This window comes from Rhizobium hidalgonense, assembly GCF_002914525.1.
GTDB lineage: Bacteria > Pseudomonadota > Alphaproteobacteria > Rhizobiales > Rhizobiaceae > Rhizobium > Rhizobium hidalgonense.
Genome location: NZ_LODW01000042.1, coordinates 131,031 through 151,376, shown reverse-complemented (window position 1 = coordinate 151,376; position 20,346 = coordinate 131,031). Strand labels below are relative to the sequence as shown.

Annotated in this window: 16 protein-coding genes; 8 read left to right on the top strand and 8 right to left on the bottom strand. The window is 62.0% G+C overall.

Annotated elements, in window-relative coordinates; translation table 11 throughout:
• Positions 1 to 49: 49 nt before the first annotated feature.
• Both ATY29_RS05375 and ATY29_RS05370 read right to left on the bottom strand, forming a co-directional pair.
• Positions 50 to 1,294 (bottom strand): TCR/Tet family MFS transporter, encoded by a 1,245-nt coding sequence (locus tag ATY29_RS05375; protein ID WP_003565395.1) that lies wholly within the window; start codon positions 1,292 to 1,294, stop codon positions 50 to 52.
• Positions 1,287 to 1,541 (bottom strand): hypothetical protein, encoded by a 255-nt coding sequence (locus ATY29_RS05370; protein ID WP_025416706.1) that lies wholly within the window; start codon positions 1,539 to 1,541, stop codon positions 1,287 to 1,289. The genes ATY29_RS05375 and ATY29_RS05370 overlap by 8 nt, the downstream gene beginning before the upstream one ends.
• A gap of 118 nt (positions 1,542 to 1,659) precedes the next feature.
• On the opposite strand from ATY29_RS05370, the gene ATY29_RS05365 reads away from it, so the two are divergent.
• Positions 1,660 to 2,652 (top strand): aldo/keto reductase, encoded by a 993-nt coding sequence (locus ATY29_RS05365; RefSeq protein ID WP_097535450.1) that lies wholly within the window; start codon positions 1,660 to 1,662, stop codon positions 2,650 to 2,652.
• Positions 2,653 to 2,693: 41 nt separating this feature from the next.
• Here the strand turns inward: ATY29_RS05365 and ypfJ are convergent, their stop codons facing one another.
• Entirely contained in the window at positions 2,694 to 3,614 is a 921-nt protein-coding gene (gene ypfJ, locus ATY29_RS05360) for a KPN_02809 family neutral zinc metallopeptidase (protein ID WP_003565398.1), read from the bottom strand.
• A gap of 332 nt (positions 3,615 to 3,946) precedes the next feature.
• Complete coding sequence (locus ATY29_RS36340; RefSeq protein WP_133118181.1) at positions 3,947 to 4,246, bottom strand: hypothetical protein; 300 nt, start codon at positions 4,244 to 4,246, stop codon at positions 3,947 to 3,949.
• A gap of 389 nt (positions 4,247 to 4,635) precedes the next feature.
• On the opposite strand from ATY29_RS36340, the gene carB reads away from it, so the two are divergent.
• On the top strand, positions 4,636 to 8,124 hold the full coding sequence (gene carB, locus ATY29_RS05355; RefSeq protein WP_003565402.1) for a carbamoyl-phosphate synthase large subunit: 3,489 nt from the start codon (positions 4,636 to 4,638) through the stop codon (positions 8,122 to 8,124).
• 83 nt (positions 8,125 to 8,207) lie between these two features.
• Here the strand turns inward: carB and ATY29_RS05350 are convergent, their stop codons facing one another.
• Both ATY29_RS05350 and ATY29_RS05345 read right to left on the bottom strand, forming a co-directional pair.
• Entirely contained in the window at positions 8,208 to 9,662 is a 1,455-nt protein-coding gene (locus tag ATY29_RS05350) for a UdgX family uracil-DNA binding protein (RefSeq protein WP_003565404.1), read from the bottom strand.
• Positions 9,662 to 10,894 (bottom strand): putative DNA modification/repair radical SAM protein, encoded by a 1,233-nt coding sequence (locus ATY29_RS05345; RefSeq protein ID WP_037091464.1) that lies wholly within the window; start codon positions 10,892 to 10,894, stop codon positions 9,662 to 9,664. Before ATY29_RS05345 ends, ATY29_RS05350 begins: the two co-directional genes overlap by 1 nt.
• 253 nt (positions 10,895 to 11,147) lie before the next feature.
• On the opposite strand from ATY29_RS05345, the gene greA reads away from it, so the two are divergent.
• Both greA and ATY29_RS05335 read left to right on the top strand, forming a co-directional pair.
• Complete coding sequence (greA, locus tag ATY29_RS05340) at positions 11,148 to 11,624, top strand: transcription elongation factor GreA (RefSeq protein WP_003565408.1); 477 nt, start codon at positions 11,148 to 11,150, stop codon at positions 11,622 to 11,624.
• Positions 11,625 to 11,646: 22 nt separating this feature from the next.
• Positions 11,647 to 12,705, top strand: coding sequence for a glycosyltransferase family 4 protein (locus tag ATY29_RS05335; RefSeq protein ID WP_003565410.1), 1,059 nt, complete (start codon positions 11,647 to 11,649; stop codon positions 12,703 to 12,705).
• A gap of 72 nt (positions 12,706 to 12,777) precedes the next feature.
• Here ATY29_RS05335 and ATY29_RS05330 read toward each other — a convergent pair whose 3' ends face one another.
• Complete coding sequence (locus tag ATY29_RS05330; protein ID WP_003565412.1) at positions 12,778 to 14,112, bottom strand: dicarboxylate/amino acid:cation symporter; 1,335 nt, start codon at positions 14,110 to 14,112, stop codon at positions 12,778 to 12,780.
• A 225-nt stretch (positions 14,113 to 14,337) separates the two neighbouring features.
• Here ATY29_RS05330 and ATY29_RS05325 point away from each other — a divergent pair, with 225 nt between their 5' ends.
• Positions 14,338 to 16,209 carry a sensor histidine kinase gene (locus ATY29_RS05325; protein WP_097535448.1) on the top strand — a complete coding sequence of 624 codons (1,872 nt, stop codon included), beginning with the start codon at positions 14,338 to 14,340 and terminating at the stop codon, positions 16,207 to 16,209.
• 4 nt (positions 16,210 to 16,213) lie between these two features.
• Positions 16,214 to 17,560 (top strand): sigma-54-dependent transcriptional regulator, encoded by a 1,347-nt coding sequence (locus ATY29_RS05320; protein ID WP_097535446.1) that lies wholly within the window; start codon positions 16,214 to 16,216, stop codon positions 17,558 to 17,560.
• Positions 17,561 to 17,566: 6 nt separating this feature from the next.
• Here the strand turns inward: ATY29_RS05320 and ATY29_RS05315 are convergent, their stop codons facing one another.
• Entirely contained in the window at positions 17,567 to 18,034 is a 468-nt protein-coding gene (locus ATY29_RS05315; protein ID WP_003565418.1) for an Lrp/AsnC family transcriptional regulator, read from the bottom strand.
• A 229-nt stretch (positions 18,035 to 18,263) separates the two neighbouring features.
• Here ATY29_RS05315 and trxB point away from each other — a divergent pair, with 229 nt between their 5' ends.
• On the top strand, positions 18,264 to 19,238 hold the full coding sequence (gene trxB / locus ATY29_RS05310) for a thioredoxin-disulfide reductase (RefSeq protein ID WP_003565420.1): 975 nt from the start codon (positions 18,264 to 18,266) through the stop codon (positions 19,236 to 19,238).
• Positions 19,239 to 19,260: 22 nt separating this feature from the next.
• Positions 19,261 to 20,157 (top strand): LysR family transcriptional regulator VtlR, encoded by an 897-nt coding sequence (locus ATY29_RS05305; protein ID WP_003565421.1) that lies wholly within the window; start codon positions 19,261 to 19,263, stop codon positions 20,155 to 20,157.
• Positions 20,158 to 20,346 lie beyond the last annotated feature (189 nt).

Sequence of the window (20,346 nt, the reverse complement as noted above, 5' to 3'; positions counted from 1 at the left end):
AACAGGCAGATGATGAAAAATTCATCATCACATCAGCATTCCTGATCGATCACTCCGCGGCTTCCAGCGCCTCGGCCGGCTGACGGACCCGGACCCGCACGAGGAACACGCCGGCGGCCACCAGGATGAACAAAGCGGCGGTCAGATAGGGCGCGCCGGCAAAGGTGACCGGCGCCTCCGGCCGGGTGAAATAGCTGAACAACTGCGTGAAGATCAGCGGCCCGACTATGGTCGTGATGCTGCTGAGGCTGGTCAGCGCGCCTTGCAGCTCGCCCTGCGCCGAGGGTGGCACCTTGCCGGCGGCGATGCTGCGCAGCGGCGGATCGGCAACGTTTTCCATCACTGTCGCAACGATCACCACATAGACCACCCAGCCCTCCCAGGCGAAGGCATAGCCGGTCAGCCCTGCCGCCGAAAAACAGAGGCCGAGAAGCGCTGTCTTCCATTCGCCGAGCAGAGGCACGACACGCGGCAATACCAGTCCCATCACCAGCGCCGCGCCGATGCCGTAAATGCCGAGCGACAGGCCGATCTGCCCCTCGCTCCAGCCGTAGCGATAGGTCGAGACGAACGACCAGACCGAGGGATAGACGGCATGGGCCAGGAAGAACAGGAACATGACAAGGCTGACCCAGCCGATGCCGGGATAATGGCGCATCTGCCGCAGCGCGCCGAGCGGATTGGCGCGCTTCCACTCGAAGCGGCGGCGGTTCTTCGCCTCCAGCGTTTCCGGCAGCAGGAAGCAGGCGGCGATGAAATTGACAAGCGAGAGTGCTGCCGCGCCGAGGAACGGCACACGCGGGCCGAATTCGCCAAGGACACCGCCGATGACGGGACCGATGGTGAAGCCGACGCCGAAGGCGATACCGATCAGACCGAAATTCTTCGCCCGGTTCTCCTCGGTGCTGATATCGGCGATATAGGCCGAGCAGGTGGCGAAGCTGCCGCCGCTGATGCCGGCTAGTACGCGGCCGACGAACAGCATCCAGAAGCTGGTGGCGATGCCGCAGATGAAATTGTCGATCGCAAAGGTCAGTACCGACAGCAGAAGGATCGGCCGGCGGCCAAACCGATCGGAGAGGTTCCCGAGCAGCGGCGCAAACAGGAACTGCATGCCGGCATAGACGAGCATCAGCCAGCCGCCATCGATCGCCGCATCGCTGATGCCGCCGCCGGTCAGCTGCTCCAGATAGGCCGGCAGCACCGGCATGATGATGGCGATGCCGATAATGTCGAGGAAGAGGATGATGAAGACCAGGAAGAGGCCACGACGGACGAATTTAGGGTCAAGCATGAGGCATCTCTACAGCGGTTGGTTCTGAAAAGACGATCTCGTCGCCGAGAAAGTGACATAGCTCAGAAAAGAGACCGAAACAATCCGTGAACATTTCAAAGTTTTTGATGCTGCTGTACGGGAAATTTACGCAAGACCTCAACCGCAGGGAGCGCTCCTCAGCAGATCGAGCCCAGCGATCGCCATGCCGCACGTCACCTTGCAATTGCCGCGACGGCATCCAGATCACTGAGGCAAGATCGCTCATTGTGTATTTCCCCGCACAGCCTGTTCGATGCCGTCCGATTATCGGCGAGATGCGAAAGCGGTAGAACGACATTGGCAGCGCCGCTCGGGGGCGCGCCGCGCGGACGAAGGAGAAGACAATGCAGACCTATCGTTTGGGAAAGACCGGACCCGAAGTCTCGGCCATCGGCCTCGGCTGCATGGGCATGTCTGGCATGTACGGCCCCTCCGACCGCGCCGAAAGCATCGCGACCATCCATGCCACGCTCGGTGCCGGCATCAACCTGCTCGATACCGGCGATTTCTACGGCATGGGCCATAACGAGATGCTGATCGGCGAGGCCTTGAAGGGCCTCAAGCGCGAGGATGCCGTCATCAGCGTCAAGTTCGGCGCCCTCCGCGATCCCGCCGGCGGCTGGAGCGGCGTCGATGCCCGTCCAGCCACGGTGAAGAACTTCCTCGCTTATACGCTGCAGCGCCTCGGCGTCGCCTATATCGATATCTACCGCCCGGCCCGCCTCGATCCGAACGTGCCGATCGAGGACACGGTCGGCACCATCGCCGACATGGTAAAGGCAGGCTATGTCAGGCATATCGGCCTGTCCGAGGTCGGCGCAGACACCATCCGCCGCGCCGCAGCGGTCGCCCCGATCGTCGACCTCCAGATCGAGTATTCGCTGATCTCGCGCGGCATCGAAGAGAAGATCCTGCCTGCGACACGCGAACTCGGCATCTCGATCACCGCTTACGGCGTGCTCTCGCGTGGCCTGATCAGCGGCCACTGGCAAAAGGGCCAGGCCGCGGCCGGCGACTTCCGTGCCCACAGCCCCCGCTTCCAGGAAGGCAATGTCGATCAGAACCTCGCTCTGGTGGAAAAGCTGCGCGAAATTGCCGTGGCAAAAAGTGCCTCGGTCGCCCAGATCGCCATCGCCTGGGTCGCTGCCAAGGGCGGGGATATCGTCCCGATCATCGGCGCCCGCCGCCGCGACCGGTTGACCGAGGCGCTCGGCTCACGCGCGGTCGACCTGTCGCCGGAGGACTTCGCCGCCATCGAACGTGCCGTGCCGAAGGACGCAGCCGCCGGCGGACGTTATCCCGAGCATATGCTGCAGCATATGGATAGTGAGAAATAAAGTTGGGTCAAAGGGGCCGAAACGTTCTGCCGTGCAGCCCCTCAAACCGGCCCCGAAAACGTATCGCAAGCCGACAACTGTCCGCTGTCGAACCCGCGCTTGAACCATCTGACGCGCTGTTGGGAGGTCCCGTGATTGAAACTCTCAGGGACCACGTAGCCCTGCGAGCGCTTCTGCAGCGTATCATCGCCGATCTGCTGGGCGGCGTTCAGCGCCTCCTCTAGGTCGCCGGCCTCCAGGATACCTTTCTGCTGGGTATACTTGCCCCAGATGCCGGCGAAGCAATCGGCCTGCAGCTCGACCCGCACAGACATCTTGTTGGCCTCTTCCTCGCTCATGCGCTGGCGGGCCTGGTTGAACTTCGGCAGGATGCCGAGCAGGTTCTGCACGTGATGACCGACCTCGTGGGCGACGACATAGGCCTCGGCGAAATCACCCGAGGCGCCGAACCGGTTGGAAAGTTCCTGGAAGAATTGGGTGTCGAGATAGAGCTTGTGGTCGCCGGGGCAGTAAAATGGCCCAGTGGCCGCCGACGCCGAGCCGCAGGCCGATGCCGTCGAGCCAGAAAACAGCACGAGGCGCGGCTCTTCGTAAGTCCGGCCCTGCGCCTGGAAGATGCCCTGCCAGGTATCCTCGGTCTCGGCAAGCACCGTGCGCATGAAGGCGGTCATCTCGTCATTGGCCGGTGTGCGCGTGCCTTCGGACTGGCTCTGCTCGTAGCCGGGGCCGCTCGTCATGCCGCCGCCTTCGAGGACCTGCAGCAGATCGACGCCCATCATCTTGAAGATGAAATAGATGACGACAAGGAAGATGATCGTGCCGATGCTCAAGCCGCCGCCGGCGCGGCGAACGCCGCCGCCCGAAGGAAAGTTGAAGCCACCGCCGCGGCCGAAACCGCCGCCTGTGGGATCGCCGCGGCGATCCTCGACATTGTCGGACTGACGCCGGCCTCTCCATTCCATCTTCGTTCTCCCCGGCAATGCCTGTGCTTGCACTTTAGGAATCTATATATCCGTCGACGGGCGGAATTCCAGCGACTTCATCGGACAATCGGCCCCCTGCCGCGCGAGCACCATGGACCGTTGCAGCGCCTTTCACGGCGAAACGACACGCTGGACGCGACGCCTGATCTCGGCATTGTCGCGCGAGGTGCCGGACAGAGCGACGGTTGGGTGTGCCCCAATAACCAGAGGCGCTGGCCTTCATCCCTGCCGGCAGAATGCCCCTGGCTCGCGACGGCGGGATTTGCGGCCTAAGCCTGTCGCCACGTTATCATCAACTGCGAATGCAGGATTCAGCGTTGCCGGCTGTGTTTTCCGAAGGCTTTGCTCACTGTCAACATGATCGCGTTTGCCGCCGACGCCAGTACGGAGGGTTTCCGAATGACCGGGGGCAGACCCATTTTCAATCGCTGTTGAGGCGCGAGCGACACGGTATCGACAAGGGTCCACGCATCACCGATAGCAACATCGACCAAGCCGAGATCTTCCGCCGCTTTGACTACATCATCTTCTGCAAGGCCAACACCGGTCACGCGACCTCCCTGTGCGGCGATGGCGATCAAAAGCTTATCGATTTCCTGTGAATATGACACCTTGCGCCCCCCAGCACCTTACACCCAGAGCATCGACTATCAGCTTGTAAAGTGGGCGTAAATCGCGAACAGCGCTGGTCGTAGCAAGAGCCCAAAAATGGTTTGCCGGGTAAAGACCAAGACCGACCGCACCTTCATCATTCGGCGCCAAGGCCGCCATCGCCAATCCGGCGCGTGGCAGCAAAATGCGGGTGCTGATCGGGCCTGACGGAAAATAGCCTGCCGCGGTATGTTGGATTCCTGTCGATTCCGCGATTTATGGGGTTCCGTTTGCAAATACATTTGCCTATAAGCCGCTTCTAGCCTGAAAAGACCCAGCACGCGCGACCCGACCCGGTGATCTCCCCACCTTGGCCGGCTTTCTGCGCAGCCAGAAAACGGAAGCACTCATGCCGAAGCGCCAAGACATCAAATCGATCCTCATCATCGGCGCGGGACCGATCGTCATTGGCCAGGCTTGCGAGTTCGATTATTCCGGCACCCAGGCCTGCAAGGCGCTGAAGGAGGAAGGCTACCGCGTCATCCTCGTCAATTCCAACCCGGCAACGATCATGACCGACCCGGGCCTCGCCGACGCCACCTATGTGGAGCCGATCACCCCTGAGGTCGTCGCCAAGATCATCGCCAAGGAGCGCCCGGACGCGCTGCTGCCGACTATGGGCGGCCAGACGGCTTTGAATACCGCCCTCTCCCTGAAGCGCATGGGCGTGCTCGACCGCTACAATGTCGAGATGATCGGCGCCAAACCTGCCGCCATCGACATGGCCGAGGACCGGGCGCTGTTTCGCGAGGCGATGGTCCGCATCGGGCTGGAAACGCCGCGCTCGATGCTGGCGAACGCCACCGACATCAAGGACCTCGATCGCAAGACGCACGAGGCCGAGCGCAACAAGTTGCGCGAAAGCCTCTCCGGATCCGACCTCGACAAGGCGCTCGACGAGCTGGAAAACCAGTGGAACCTCGGCGAGAGCGACCGCAAGCAGCGCTACATGAACCATGCCGTGGCGATCGCCGCCCAGGCGCTCGACCATGTCGGCCTGCCCGCCATCATCCGCCCCTCCTTCACCCTCGGCGGCACCGGCGGCGGCATTGCCTACAACCGCTCGGAATTCTTCGAGATCGTCGGCGGCGGCCTCGACGCGTCGCCGACCACCGAAGTGCTGATCGAAGAATCGGTGCTCGGCTGGAAGGAGTATGAGATGGAGGTGGTCCGCGACAAGGCGGACAACTGCATCATCATCTGCTCGATCGAAAACATCGACCCGATGGGCGTCCACACCGGCGATTCGATCACCGTCGCCCCGGCGCTGACGCTGACCGACAAGGAATACCAGATCATGCGCAACGCCTCGATCGCGGTGCTGCGCGAGATCGGGGTGGAGACCGGCGGCTCGAACGTCCAGTTCGCCGTCAATCCGAAAGACGGCCGTCTCGTCGTCATCGAAATGAACCCGCGTGTGTCGCGTTCGTCGGCGCTGGCCTCAAAGGCCACCGGCTTCCCGATCGCCAAGATCGCCGCCAAGCTCGCCATCGGTTATACGCTCGACGAATTGGACAACGACATTACCGGCGGCGCCACGCCGGCCTCCTTCGAACCGTCGATCGACTATGTCGTCACCAAGATCCCGCGTTTCGCCTTCGAGAAATTCCCCGGCGCCTCGCCGGTGCTGACGACAGCAATGAAATCCGTCGGCGAAGTCATGGCGATCGGCCGCACCTTCGCCGAATCGCTGCAAAAGGCGCTGCGCGGCCTCGAAACCGGCCTGACCGGCCTCGACGAGATCGAGATCCCCGACTCCGAGGAAGGCGAATCCAGCCACAACGCCATCCGCGCCGCCATCGGCACGCCGACGCCGGATCGCCTGCGCATGGTCGCCCAGGCACTGCGCATGGGCCTCAGCATCGAAGAGGTGCATGAGGGCTGCAAGATCGATCCGTGGTTCATCGCTGAGCTCAAGAACATTATCGACACTGAAGCCCGCATCCGCGAGCACGGCCTGCCTGAAGATGCCGCCAACCTGCGGATGCTAAAGGCTATGGGCTTTTCCGACGCCCGCCTGGCGACGCTGACCGGCAAGCGCCCCAAGCAGGTCGCCGAATTCCGTAACAGCCTGAACGTCCGCCCGGTCTTCAAGCGGATCGATACTTGTGCTGCCGAATTCGCCTCGCCGACCGCCTACATGTATTCGACCTATGAGACGCCCTTCGTCGGCGCTGCCCGCTCCGAGGCCGAAGTGTCCGACCGCAAGAAGGTCGTCATCCTCGGCGGCGGCCCGAACCGCATCGGCCAGGGCATCGAGTTCGATTATTGCTGCTGCCATGCCGCCTTCGCCCTGAAGGATGCTGGTTATGAAGCGATCATGATCAACTGCAATCCGGAAACCGTCTCGACCGATTACGACACATCAGACCGCCTCTACTTCGAGCCGCTGACGGCCGAAGACGTGATCGAGATCCTCCGCGCTGAGCAGGAAAAGGGCGAAGTCGTCGGCGTCATCGTCCAGTTCGGCGGACAGACGCCGCTGAAGCTCGCCGAGGCGCTCGAAAAGAACGGCATTCCGATCCTCGGCACCGCGCCCGATATGATCGATCTCGCCGAAGATCGCGACCGCTTCCAGAAGCTGTTGATGAAGCTCGATCTCAACCAGCCGAACAACGGCATCGCCTATTCGGTCGAGCAGGCCCGCCTGGTCGCCGCGGAAATCGGCTTCCCGCTGGTCGTGCGTCCCTCATACGTGCTCGGCGGCCGCGCCATGCAGATCCTGCATTCGGAAGGCCAGTTGCAGACCTACCTGCTCGACACAGTTCCGGAACTGGTGCCGGAGGACATCAAGCAGCGTTATCCCAACGACAAGACCGGCCAGATCAACACCCTGCTCGGCAAGAACCCGCTGCTCTTCGACAGCTACCTCAGCCATGCCATCGAAGTCGACGTCGACTGCCTCTCCGACGGCACCGACGTCTATGTCGCCGGCATCATGGAACATATCGAGGAAGCCGGCATCCATTCCGGCGATAGCGCCTGCTCGCTGCCGCCGCGCTCGCTGCCCGTCGAACTGCTCGACGAGTTGGAGCGCCAGGCAAAGGCAATGGCCAAGGCGCTCAATGTCGGCGGCCTGATGAACGTCCAGTTCGCCATCAAGGATGGCACCGTCTACGTTCTCGAAGTCAATCCGCGCGCCTCGCGCACCGTGCCCTTCGTCGCCAAGACCATCGGCGCGCCGATCGCCAAGATCGCCGCCCGGGTGATGGCCGGCGAGAAGCTCGATGCGACCTTCGCCGCCTATGGTGAAAAGCCCGATCCGCGCCGGCTGAAGCACATCGCCGTCAAGGAAGCGGTCTTCCCCTTCGCCCGCTTCCCCGGCGTCGACACGCTGCTTGGCCCGGAAATGCGCTCGACCGGCGAAGTCATCGGCCTCGATACCGATTTCGCCCTGGCCTTCGCCAAATCACAGCTCGGCGCTGGCGTTGAGCTGCCGCGTGACGGCACGGTCTTCGTCTCCGTACGCGATGAAGACAAGTCGCGCGTGCTGCCGGCGATCCGCATCCTCGTCGAACAGGGCTTCAAGGTGCTGGCAACCGGCGGCACCGCCCGCTTCCTCGGCGAAAACGGCATCACCGCCACCAAGATCAACAAGGTGCTGGAAGGCCGTCCGCATATCGAGGACGCGATCCGCAACCGCCAGGTCCAGCTCGTCATCAACACCACCGACGGCAACAAGGCGATCTCGGATTCGAAGTCGCTGCGCCGCGCCACGCTGATGCAGAAGGTGCCCTACTACACGACGATGGCCGGCGCCGAAGCCGCCGCCCAGGCGATCAAGGCGCTGAAGGCGGGCAATCTCGAAGTGCGGCCGCTGCAGAGCTACTTCACCTGAGACAGCGCGCGATCAACGGTGCCATCGCTCGATGAGCGATGGCACCGGTCGTTCTGACCGAAGTGCCACAGTCCGGAATCAAACTATCCAATCGCTGTCATAAGCTGCTGTATATTCAGCATATCGTCGCGAAATCGCGCGAATTCCTCCGCCTTCAACCGCTCGTCTGGAATGCGCAGCAGATAGGACGGATGCACTGTCACAAACAGCGTCCGCCCGCCTTCCATCGCCATCGCCTGCCCCCTGATATCCTGGAGACGCTGCTTCGCATCGGTCAGCGCCGCAAGCGCCGTCGCTCCCATGGCAACGATCAGCTTCGGTTTGACCAGTTGCATCTCCAGGTTCAGCCACCAGCGGCAATGTTTCACCTCGCCCATATTGGGCTTCTGGTGGATCCGGCGCTTGCCGCGCGGCTCATATTTGAAATGCTTGACGGCATTGGTGATGTAGAGCTTCGAGCGGTCGATGCCCGCTTCCGCGATCACCTGATCGAGCAGCCTGCCAGCCGGGCCGACGAAGGGTCGCCCGGCAATATCCTCCTGATCGCCCGGCTGCTCGCCGACGAACATCACCTGCGCATCGGGCGGCCCCTCCCCGAAGACTGTCTGGGTCGCATTGGCGTGAAGTGGACAGCGCGTGCAGATCGCGGCCTCCGCGCGCAGTGCATCGAGTGTGCCGGCGGGAGCCGCAGCTTCTGTAGGAAGATGGCGCGCGGCCTGCTGTAAGCGGTCGTGAAAAGGCAGCGATTGCGTCGCCTCGCGCGCCGCCATCTCACGCACCTTGCTCTCGGCCGATGCAATCAGCCCTGGAATGAGATCGGCCTCCGGCAGGTTCTTCCAGTATTTTTTCGGCATCTCCGCCTGCATCGCCTTCACCTTCAATCGCGCCGGATTGAAGATGCTGGCGTAATAGGTGCGCCAGAGTTCATCTGTGACATCGCTGAGATTGGGCTTTTCGCACGGCTCGTCCTTGATCGTCAGCCGCTCGCCGTCCCAGGCGGCAGAGCCCTTGGGCGTTGCAATCAGCCAATCCATGTCAGTGAAGCGCCGCTGGAAGAAGGGCGCCGTACGCCTGACGATATGGTGGTCCGGCTCGAACCAGGCAATGAATTTTCGACGCCCTGCGGCAGCCGCACCAGTCTCCTTAAAGCGGACGAAGGCCGTCATCTTGTGCGCGTCGCGCCGGACATTTTTCGCCATCAGCCGGGCACGCACGACATCCTCGTCGGAGGCCACTTCGAGCAGTTGCCGGTCGAGTTGCAGCCGCCAGAGGAGGCGATAAAGCAGGGAAAACCGCACCGGATCGGAATGGCAGAGAACCGTCTCAGCCAGCTCGACAAAGACGGGCGGCACCGTCATCGGCCTGCGTGTCGCCGCGGGTGCCGGCGGCATGGCGTCGCGTTGGAATGAAAGATCGGCCTCGGGGCTTTTTTCCCGCCAGTCGATCTCCTCGGGCAGGATGCCGGCGGCCGCAAGCGCACGCGCGGCGTCGCGCCACTCGGCAAGATCGCCCCGCCCGGCAAGTACGACCCGGCGCATCACAGTAACGACAATTGTTCGGGTTGCGGTTCGAACATGGCGCGAAGGTCCGGCCGGTCGATCAGCCGGCGCGGCGACCAGCCTTCCGCTGAGATGAAGGATTGGACTTTCCTGATCGAAATGCCGAGCCGCGAGAGATCGTCGAGCCGCAGGCGGTGAAATCGGCGGGCCGAAACGATCGCTTTGACCGTCTTGGTGCCGAGACCGGGCACACGCAGCAACCGTTCACGCTCCGCCCTGTTGATATCGACGGGAAACTCGGCGCGGTTGGAAAGCGCCCAGGCAAGTTTCGGATCGAGGTTCAGATCGAGCATGCCGCCCGTCTGGTTGGCGGTGATCTCGTCGATGCCGAAACCGTAGAAGCGATAGAGCCAGTCGGCCTGATAGAGCCGGTGTTCGCGCATCAGCGGCGGCTTGATCAGCGGCAGGTTTTTCGACGAATCCGGGATCGGGCTGAAGGCGGAATAATAGATGCGCTTCAGGCCGTAGCTGCTGTAGAGCCGTCCGCTAGTGGCAAGGATCGTCGCGTCGTTGGCGCCATCGGCGCCGACGATCATCTGCGTGCTTTGGCCGGCGGGCACGAATCGCTGACGCTTCTTGGTCCGCAGCGTCGGTTCGCCGGCCGCCTCGATCTTTAGCCTCAGATCGCCCATCGATCGCCGGATATTGGCGGGTTTCTTTTCCGGCGCGAAGCGGCTGATGCCGGTATCCGTCGGCAATTCGATATTGAGGGACAGCCTGTCTGCATAAAGTCCCGCCTCCTCGATCAGACGCGGCGACGCCTCGGGGATCGACTTGAGATGGATATAACCGCGAAAATTATGCGTCACCCGCAATTCGCGGACGATGCGGACCATCTCTTCCATCGTGTAATCGGACGAGCGAATAATGCCCGAGGATAGGAACAGCCCTTCGATATAGTTGCGGCGATAGAATTCCAGCGTCAACCAGACCACTTCTTCCGGCGTAAAACGCGCCCGTTCGACATTGCTCGACGAACGATTGACGCAATAGGCGCAGTCGTAAATGCAGAAATTCGTCAGCAATATTTTGAGAAGCGAAATGCACCGCCCATCCGGCGCATAGGCATGACAGATGCCGGACCCCTCGGTCGAGCCGAGCCCGCCGCTTGCGCCGGAATCACGTTTCACCGTGCCACTGGAGGCGCAGGAAGCGTCATATTTGGCGGCGTCGGAAAGGATGGCCAAGCGTTCTGTTAGCGACTTCTTCATTAGTGTGTTCACTATATGTTCCGCACCGCAAAGTCAATCACGGCGATCCCGCCTTTGCCCATTTTTACGGCGCGCGACCCGCTATTGCGGCGGCTTGCGTTTCGTCTATGCGAATTTTCTGGAAATCGGCCTTGCCGATCTGCTATAAGCACTTAACTAGAATTGTGGCACGGTTCCGAAGCTCCCCTTCGGGACCTGTTTTCTTTTGTGTCCGCGCCTGATTGCGCGAACATAAGGAGTGAAGGACAGAGAAATGGTTGAAAAGGTACCGATGACACCGGGTGGTTTCGTCAAGCTGCAGGAAGAACTGCGCTGGCGTCAGCAGGAGGAGCGCCCGCGAATCATCGAGGCGATCGCCGAAGCCCGTGCTCATGGCGACCTTTCCGAAAACGCCGAATACCACGCCGCCAAGGAAGCCCAGAGCCACAATGAAGGCCGCATCAGCGAGCTGGAAGACCTGACGGCGCGCGCCGAGGTCATCGATCTCACCAAGATGTCGGGCGACAAGATCAAGTTCGGCGCCAAGGTGAAGCTTGTCGACGAGGACACCGAGGAAGAAAAGACCTATCAGATCGTCGGCGACCAGGAAGCCGACGTCAAGGCCGGCCGCATCTCCATTTCCTCGCCGATCGCCCGCGCGCTGATCGGCAAGGAAGTTGGCGATTCCATCGAGGTCAATGCGCCCGGTGGTTCCAAGGCCTACGAAATCCTCCAGGTTTCCTGGGGCTGATCGCCCACCAGAGATCCATCCATTGCCGGACATTCGTGACGTCGAGATCATCGCGCCCAATTTCAAGCGCCGGCTCTCCGGCGTCACGTCGACCATCATCCAGCTCATCCCATGCCAGGTCCGCCTCGGTTTCAGGATCGCCACGCTTGGCCCCGGCTTGCCGCAGGGTCTGCCGGAACTGAAGTGGCCGCAGCTCGCCGGCCTCTGGCGTCCGCCGGCGCGCCGGCGCCAGCGTGTCTGGCACGCCCGCCGCAACAATGAGATGGCCGTCGGCATCCTGCTTCGCCATCTCCTGCGCATGCCATTAAAGCTGCTTTTCACCTCGGCCGCGCAACGCCGCCACACTGCCTATACGAAATGGCTGATCCGCCGCATGGACGCGGTGATCGCAACCAGCGACCGTTCCGGTTCGTTCCTTGAGGTGCCGCATACGGTCATCCAGCACGGCGTCGACCTTTCCCTGTTCCACCCACCGGAAACCGCAGAGGACGGCATTGCCGCCAGCGGTCTGCCCGGCCGCTATCTCGTCGGCTGTTTCGGCCGCGTACGCCATCAGAAGGGCACCGATCTTTTCGTCCAAGCAATGATCGAATTGCTGCCGCAGCACCCGGAATGGACGGCGGTCGTCTCCGGCCGCGTGACGGCCGAGCACGCTGCCTTCGGCGAAAAGCTCAAGGCCGATGTCGCCGCCGCCGGGCTCGGTGACCGTATCGTCTTCCTTGGCGAAGTGCCCGATATCAAGGTCTGGTATCGCCGCCTGACGCTTTACGTCGCCCCTTCCCGTAACGAGGGTTTCGGCCTGACGCCACTCGAAGCCATGGCCTCGCGGACCGCCGTGGTGGCATCGGATGCGGGGGCCTATGCCGAACTGATCGCCGAGGGCGAGACCGGCGCGGTCGTCGTCGCCGGCGACGGCGAGGCGCTGACGCGGGCAATCGCCCCCTATATCGCAGAGCCCGCGCTGGCGATTGCGCATGGCGAGAATGCGCTGCGGCATGTCAGGGCAAATTTTGCGCTGGAAAAAGAAGCAAACGCGATCGGCGCCGTTTACACCAGGCTTCTCAGCGACAACCGCGGCTAACGCCGAAAAGAGAAGCGGCCCGTTTCGGAACGAGCCGCCGCAAGATTTCTTAATGATGACCAATCCGGCCGATTACTCCGCCGGCTGAAGCCCGGCAGCCGGAGCGCCCTCTTCTGCCTGGCCGCCCAGCGCTCTGGCAAGCTGGGCCGTATCCAGCTCGTTTTCCCAGCGCGCGACAACGATCGTCGCGACCGCATTGCCGACGAGGTTGGTCAGCGCCCGGCATTCCGACATGAAGCGGTCGATGCCGAGGATGAGCGCCATGCCGGCGACCGGCACAGAGGGCACGACGGAGAGCGTTGCGGCCAGCGTGATGAAGCCAGCGCCGGTGATGCCAGCGGCACCCTTGGAGCTCAGCATCGCCACCAGCAGCAGCAGGATTTGGTCGCCCCAGGAGAGATTGATGCCGGTTGCTTGGGCAATGAACAGCGCCGCCAGCGTCATGTAGATGTTGGTGCCGTCGAGATTGAAGGAATAGCCTGTGGGGATGACGAGGCCAACGACCGAGCGTTTGCAGCCGGCCTTTTCCATCTTGTTCATCAGCCCGGGAAGTGCGGCCTCCGAAGACGAGGTGCCGAGAACCAGGAGCAGCTCTTCCTTGATGTAGCGCAGCAGCGCCAGGATCGAGAAGCCGTTGTAGCGGGCGACGGCGCCGAGAACGACGAGGACGAAGAGCAGCGAAGTGATGTAGAAGGTGCCGATCAGCATGGCGAGATTGGCAATTGATCCGATGCCATACTTGCCGATGGTGAAGGCCATGGCGCCGAAAGCGCCGATCGGGGCGGCTTTCATCAGGATGGCGACCAGCTTGAAGACCGGAGCCGTCAGGGCATTGAGGAAGCCGACCACCTGTTCGCCCTTTTCGCCGACCATGGCGAGCGCGATGCCGAACAGCACCGAGAAGAACAGCACCTGCAGAATGTCGCCATCGGCAAAGGCGCCGACGATCGTCGTCGGGATGATGTTGGTGAGGAAGCCGACGATGCTCTGCTCATGAGCCTTCGAGGCATAGCTGGCCACCGCGGTAGGATCGAGCGAAGCCGGATCGATATTCATGCCGGCGCCGGGCTGAACGACATTGGCGACGATCATGCCGATGACGAGCGCCAGCGTCGAGAAGGTCAGGAAGTAAAGCATCGCCTTGCCGGCGACGCGGCCGACCTTTTTCAGGTCGCTCATGCCGGCAATGCCGGTCGCAACCGTCAGGAAGATGACCGGCGCAATGATCATCTTGACGAGCTTGATGAAGGCATCGCCGAGCGGCTTCAATTGCGCGCCGAGTTCGGGGTAGAAATGGCCGAGCAGGATGCCGGCGGCGATGGCCGCGAGAACCTGGACGTAAAGATGGGAATAAAAGGGCTTCTTGCCCTTGCTGTCTGCGACTGCATCGAATGGTGCTGCGATCATGTTATCCTCCTAAGGGCCCGTCCGGAAAGAACTCCGGCCTCCCGAGCCGTTCGCTTCACTCCAACAGCTCAGCCGTTGTTGCCATCTCCCCCGCAATCACCGTGCCAGTTTCGGCGATCCACATTAAACAATTGATTTTACTAAATAAAAACCTTCAGACGTCGTCAGCAGCTCGCTGAGGAATGCGGAAATCCGCACAAATCCATTTGCATACCGTGCAGAAAAATGCACAAATCCGCCATGTCCTTGTCCCTATCGCCGCTGTGGTCTTCCCTGCCCCTGCAGCACCGCATCCGCCGGATGTGGTGGGCCTTTGCGGCAATCGCGCTTGTCGCCGTCGCAGCAAGCCTGTGGGCCGGCGGCGAAATCGGCCGCTACCGGGCCGAGACCGCCCTCGAAGAGCAGGCGCGCACGGATGCAAGGCTGAATGCGGCATTGCTGCGCACAGTTCTCGAAAAATACCGGGCGCTGCCCTTCGTGCTGTCGCAGGACGCGGCACTCACCGCGGCACTGGCGGGAAACGATGCGGGGACCTTCGAGCGCCTCAGTCAGAAGCTGGAGACGCTGGCGGCGGGTACGAAGGCTGCGGTCATCTATGTCATCGACAAGGACGGCATGGCGGTTTCGGCCAGCAACTGGCACGAACCGACGAGCTTCGTCGGCAATGACTACCGCTTCCGGGAATATTTTCAGGGGGCGGTCGCGCAAGGACAGGCCGAGCACTTCGCGCTCGGCACCGTCAGCAAGAAACCCGGCCTCTATATTTCCGAGCGGATATCAGGCAGCAGCGGGCTGCTGGGCGTCGTCGTGGTCAAGGTTGAATTCGACGACGTCGAGGCGGATTGGAATGCCTCGGACGCGCCGTCCTACGTCATCGACGATCGCGGCATCGTCCTCATCACCAGCATTCCCTCGTGGCGGTTCATGACGATCGGCCGGATCGCCGACGACCGGCTGACGGCGATCCGCGAAAGCCTGCAATTCGGCGATGCGCCGCTTCAGCCGCTGCCGCTCGATACGGTCCGGAGCCTCGGCGACAGGCTCGATGTCGTCGAGATCGTCATGCCGGGCGGCGCCGGGAAAACCAGGTTTCTCGATGTCGGGATGCCGGTTCCCGCCACAGCATGGCATTTGCAGCACCTAGTGGCGCTGGGGCCGTCCGTTGATGCCGGCATTCGCGAAGCCCGAATGCTGGCATTGCTCATGCTTCTGCCCCTGTTGTCAGTCGCAGCCTTCCTATTGCGCCGCCGCCAGGTGGTCACCCTCAAAATTTTCAGGCAACAGCAGGCGCGAGAGGAACTGGAACGGCGCGTGGCCGAGCGGACCCTGGATCTCAGCCAGGCCCGCGACCGGCTGCAGGCGGAAATCACGGGTCACAGAAGCACGGAGCAGAAGCTGCAGGCGGTGCAGCAGGATCTTGTGCAGGCCAACCGGCTGGCAATCCTCGGTCAGGTGGCCGCCGGCGTCGCCCATGAGATCAATCAGCCGGTCGCAACCATCCGCGCCTATGCGGATAATGCCCGCACCTTCCTCGATCGCGGCCAGACGGCGCCTGCCGGTGAAAATCTCGAAAGCATCGCGGCGCTGACAGAACGCATCGGCTCGATCACCGAGGAGTTGAAGACCTTTGCCCGAAAGGGCCGCGGCAACGCCGAACCGACGGGATTGAAAGACGTCATCGAAGGCGCGGTGATGCTGTTGCGCAGCCGGTTTGCCGGCCGCATGGATACGCTCGACATCGCCCTGCCGCCGGCCGAACTGCAGGTCATGGGAAACCGGATCCGTCTCGAGCAGGTGCTCATCAATCTGCTTCAGAATGCGCTCGAAGCGGTGGCGCCGAAGGCCGATGAGGCGCGCGTCGAGGTCAGGATATCAATCGATGTGGAGATGGTGACCCTGACGGTCGCCGACAACGGCCCGGGCATTTCCCCCGAGATCCGCAAGGGCCTATTCACGCCGTTCAACACTTCGAAGGAAAGCGGTCTCGGCCTGGGGCTGGTCATCTCCAAGGATATCGTCGGCGACTACGGCGGCCGGATGGAGGTTGAGAGCGACGACAGGGGTACCCGATTCATGGTTCATCTGAAGAAAGTTTGAGATCATGGCCACTCCGATGCCCGTTGCGCTGATCGACGACGACAAGGATTTGCGCCGCGCCACGGCCCAGACGCTCGAACTCGCCGGATTTTCGGTGTCGGCCTATGACTGCGCCAAGGCCGCGCTGGCCGACCTGCCGATGGACTTTGCCGGCCCCGTCGTCACCGATATCCGCATGCCGGAGATCGACGGGTTGCAGTTGTTCGCCACGCTCAAGGGCATGGATGCCGACCTGCCGGTGATCCTGATGACCGGCCACGGTGATATCCCAATGGCCGTCCGGGCCATCCAGGACGGCGCCTATGATTTCATCGCCAAACCCTTTGCGGCTGATCGGCTCGTCCAGAGCGTGCGTCGCGCCAGCGAGAAGCGGCAGCTCATCCTGGAAAACCGCATGCTGCGCAAAGCTGCCGAAGACGCGCAAGAAAATTCGCCGCTGATCGGCCAGACGCCGGTCATGGAAAACTTGAGAAACATTCTTCGCCACATCGCCGATACCGACGTGGACGTGCTCGTTGCCGGCGAAACCGGCAGCGGCAAGGAAGTGGTCGCGCAGATCCTGCATCAATGGAGCCATCGCCGGAAGGGCAATTTCGTGGCGCTGAACTGCGGGGCGCTCCCCGAAACCGTGATCGAAAGTGAGTTATTCGGCCACGAGGCCGGCGCGTTTACCGGCGCCCAGAAGCGCCGCACCGGCCGCATCGAACATGCTAGCGGCGGCACGCTTTTCCTTGACGAGATCGAGAGCATGCCTGTCGCCACCCAGGTCAAGATGCTAAGGGTGCTGGAAATGCGTGAAATCACCCCGCTTGGCACCAACGAGGTACGCCCGGTCGATCTTCGCGTCGTCGCAGCCGCCAAGATCGACCTCGGCGATCCCGAACTGCGCGGTGATTTTCGCGAGGATCTCTATTACCGGCTGAATGTGGTGACGATCTCCATTCCGCCGCTTCGGGAGCGACGCGACGATATTCCGCTGCTGTTTTCCCACTTCGCAGCCCGCGCCGCCGAGCGGTTCCGCCGCGATGTGCCTGAGCTTTCGCCCGAGGTGCGCCGCCACCTTGCCTCGCATGCATGGCCGGGCAATGTCCGCGAACTCTCTCATTATGCCGAACGCGTGGTGCTGGGTGTGGAAGGCGGCGGAGCGGCCTCCCTTCCCCCGCAGCCGATGGGCGGTACGCTGCCCGAACGGCTGGAAAGCTACGAGGCAGAGATCATTCGCGATGCGCTGGCGGCCAATGACGGCGACGTGCGCCGCACGATCGAGGCGCTCGGCATTCCGAGAAAGACCTTTTACGACAAGCTCCAGCGCCACGGCATCAACCGCGGCGGCTATATTCAGCGAAAGTAACCGGCTTTAAACTTCCACCAATCCGAGCTTCTTCACCTGGCGGATCGTCAGCATGGTGCGCACGGTATCGACATGTTCGTTCGCCGTCAGCACCTCGATGACGAAATCCTGGAAGTGGGTGAGATTTTCGGCCACGCAATGCAACAGGAAATCGCTGTCGCCCGAGACCATCCAGGCCTGGCGCACCAGCGGCCACTCGGTGGTGGCGGCGGCGAATGATTTGAGATTGCCTTCCGACTGGTGTTTGAGGCCGACCATGCAGAAAGCGACCAGATCGAAGCCCAGCCTCGGGCTGTTCAGCATCGCGTGGTAGCCCTCGATGATGCCGGCTTCCTCGAGCTTTCGCACCCGGCGCAGGCAGGGCGGCGCCGAGATGCCGACGCGATCGGCAAGCTCCACATTGGTCATGCGGCCGTCGGCCTGCAGCTCCCGGAGGATCTTTATGTCGATGACGTCGAGCTCGGCGCGACCCACATCATTGCCTTTCTTTAATTCTCCGCGGGGAGCTTCTATATAAAGCCGCGGAATACGCAAGAATGTTTCACGCCGATGACGGATTCTTGCACATCCGGGTGATTTGCCTTGTTGGTAACGCAAGGCTGCCCTTGAATAAAAGCATTGGACGTTCATAAATGGCGCGTGGACCGCGAACGGCGCAATCGCCACTGAGCCGCCGCCTCCTGCCCAGTCGAAAGGAAATGACATGCCCGCCCGCCACACCAAGGTGCTCATCATCGGTTCCGGACCCGCAGGCTATACCGCCGCGGTCTATGCCGCGCGCGCCATGCTGAAGCCGGTTCTGATCGCCGGTCTCGAACAGGGCGGCCAGTTGATGATTACCACCGATGTCGAAAATTATCCGGGCTTTGCCGATCCGATCCAGGGTCCCTGGCTGATGGAACAGATGCTGCAGCAGGCCAAACATGTCGGCGCTGAGATCGTCAACGACCTCGTGACCGAAGTCGACATGAACCAGCGTCCCTTCGTCGCCCGCACCGACAGCGGCCAGGTCTGGACCGCTGATACGCTGATCATCGCTACCGGCGCCAAGGCCAAGTGGCTCGGCATCGAGAGCGAGCAGCATTTCCAGGGTTTTGGCGTTTCGGCCTGCGCCACCTGCGACGGTTTCTTCTATCGCAACAAGGATGTGATCGTGGTCGGCGGTGGCAACAGCGCCGTCGAGGAAGCCCTCTATCTCTCCAACATCGCCAAGTCGGTCACATTGGTGCATCGCCGCGATTTCTTCCGGGCTGAGAAGATCCTGCAGGAGCGCCTGTTCGCCAAGGAAAACGTCAAGCTGCTGTGGAACAGCGAAATTGCCGAAATCACCGGCACGCCGGCCAAGCCGCCAATGCCGCAATCCGTGACTGGCGCGCGCCTGCGCGACGTCAGAACCGGGGCGATCACCGAGATGCCGATCGACGGCGTCTTCGTCGCCATCGGCCATGCGCCGGCCACCGAGCTATTCAAGGACAAATTGAAGCTGAAGGACAATGGCTATCTTTGGACGGCGCCGGATTCGACCGCGACCAGTCTGGAGGGGGTCTATGCCGCCGGCGACGTGACCGACGATACATTCCGCCAGGCGATCACTGCCGCCGGCCTGGGGTGCATGGCAGCGCTTGAAGCCGAGCGATACCTGACGGGCCACATGCCCGTCGCCGTGGCCGCGGAGTAAGATCGGCATGAGGGGTGGGGGAATGCCATTGGATTGGGACAAGCTGCGCATCTTTCACGCAGCTGCCGAGGCGGGCTCGTTTACGCATGCGGCGGACAAACTGCATCTGTCCCAATCCGCCATCAGCCGCCAGGTCAGCGCGCTGGAGCAGGATGTCGGCACCAAGCTGTTTCACCGCCACGCGCGCGGCCTGATCCTGACGGAACAGGGCGAACTGCTTTACCGCACCGCCCATGACGTGCTGCTAAAGCTCGAAACCGTGAAGATGCAGCTCACCGAGACGAATGAGACGCCGTCCGGCAAGCTGCGCGTCACCACCACGGTCGGCCTCGGCCAGGGCTGGCTGACCGACAAGATCCAGGAATTCCTCCAGCTTTATCCCGATGTGCAGATCCAGCTGATCCTCGACAATGAGGAAGTGGATGTGAACATGCGCCATGCCGACTGCGCAATCCGACTGCGCCAGCCGCAGCAGTCCGACCTCATCCAGCGCAAGCTCTTCACCGTGCACATGCACGTCTATGCCGCTCCCTCCTACATCAACCGCCATGGCGAGCCACAGAAGATAGAGGATCTCGACAGTCATCGAATCATCACCTTCGGCGAGCCGGCGCCGAGCTATCTGCTCGATGTTAACTGGCTTGAGGTCGCCGGCCGCTCATCGGACAACAAACGCATCCCGCATCTGCAGATCAACAGCCAGACTTCGATCAAGCGCGCCGCGCTGCTCGGAATCGGCGTCGCCTGCCTGCCGGATTACATCGTCGGCCGCGATCCAGGCCTGATTCAGCTGGCGATCAATGCCGACGTCCCCTCTTTCGACACCTATTTTTGCTATCCGGACGAGATCAAGAACGCCGCCAAGCTGAAAGCTTTTCGTGATTTCATCGTCAGCAAGGCGAGAAACTGGAATTTTTAAGCCAGTTTTATGGAATGCTTTCCATACTATGCGGTGAGTGCATGACTGGCATGCACAAATGAGGGTTGCCGTTTGCCCATTAAACCACCATATCGCACATAGCTGATGCACATGGTGGCTTTTCCTCCCAGTTCCACCGCATTAGCTGTTCCCCTCTGGAGGTTTTTGACCTTCACACTTAAAAGGGCC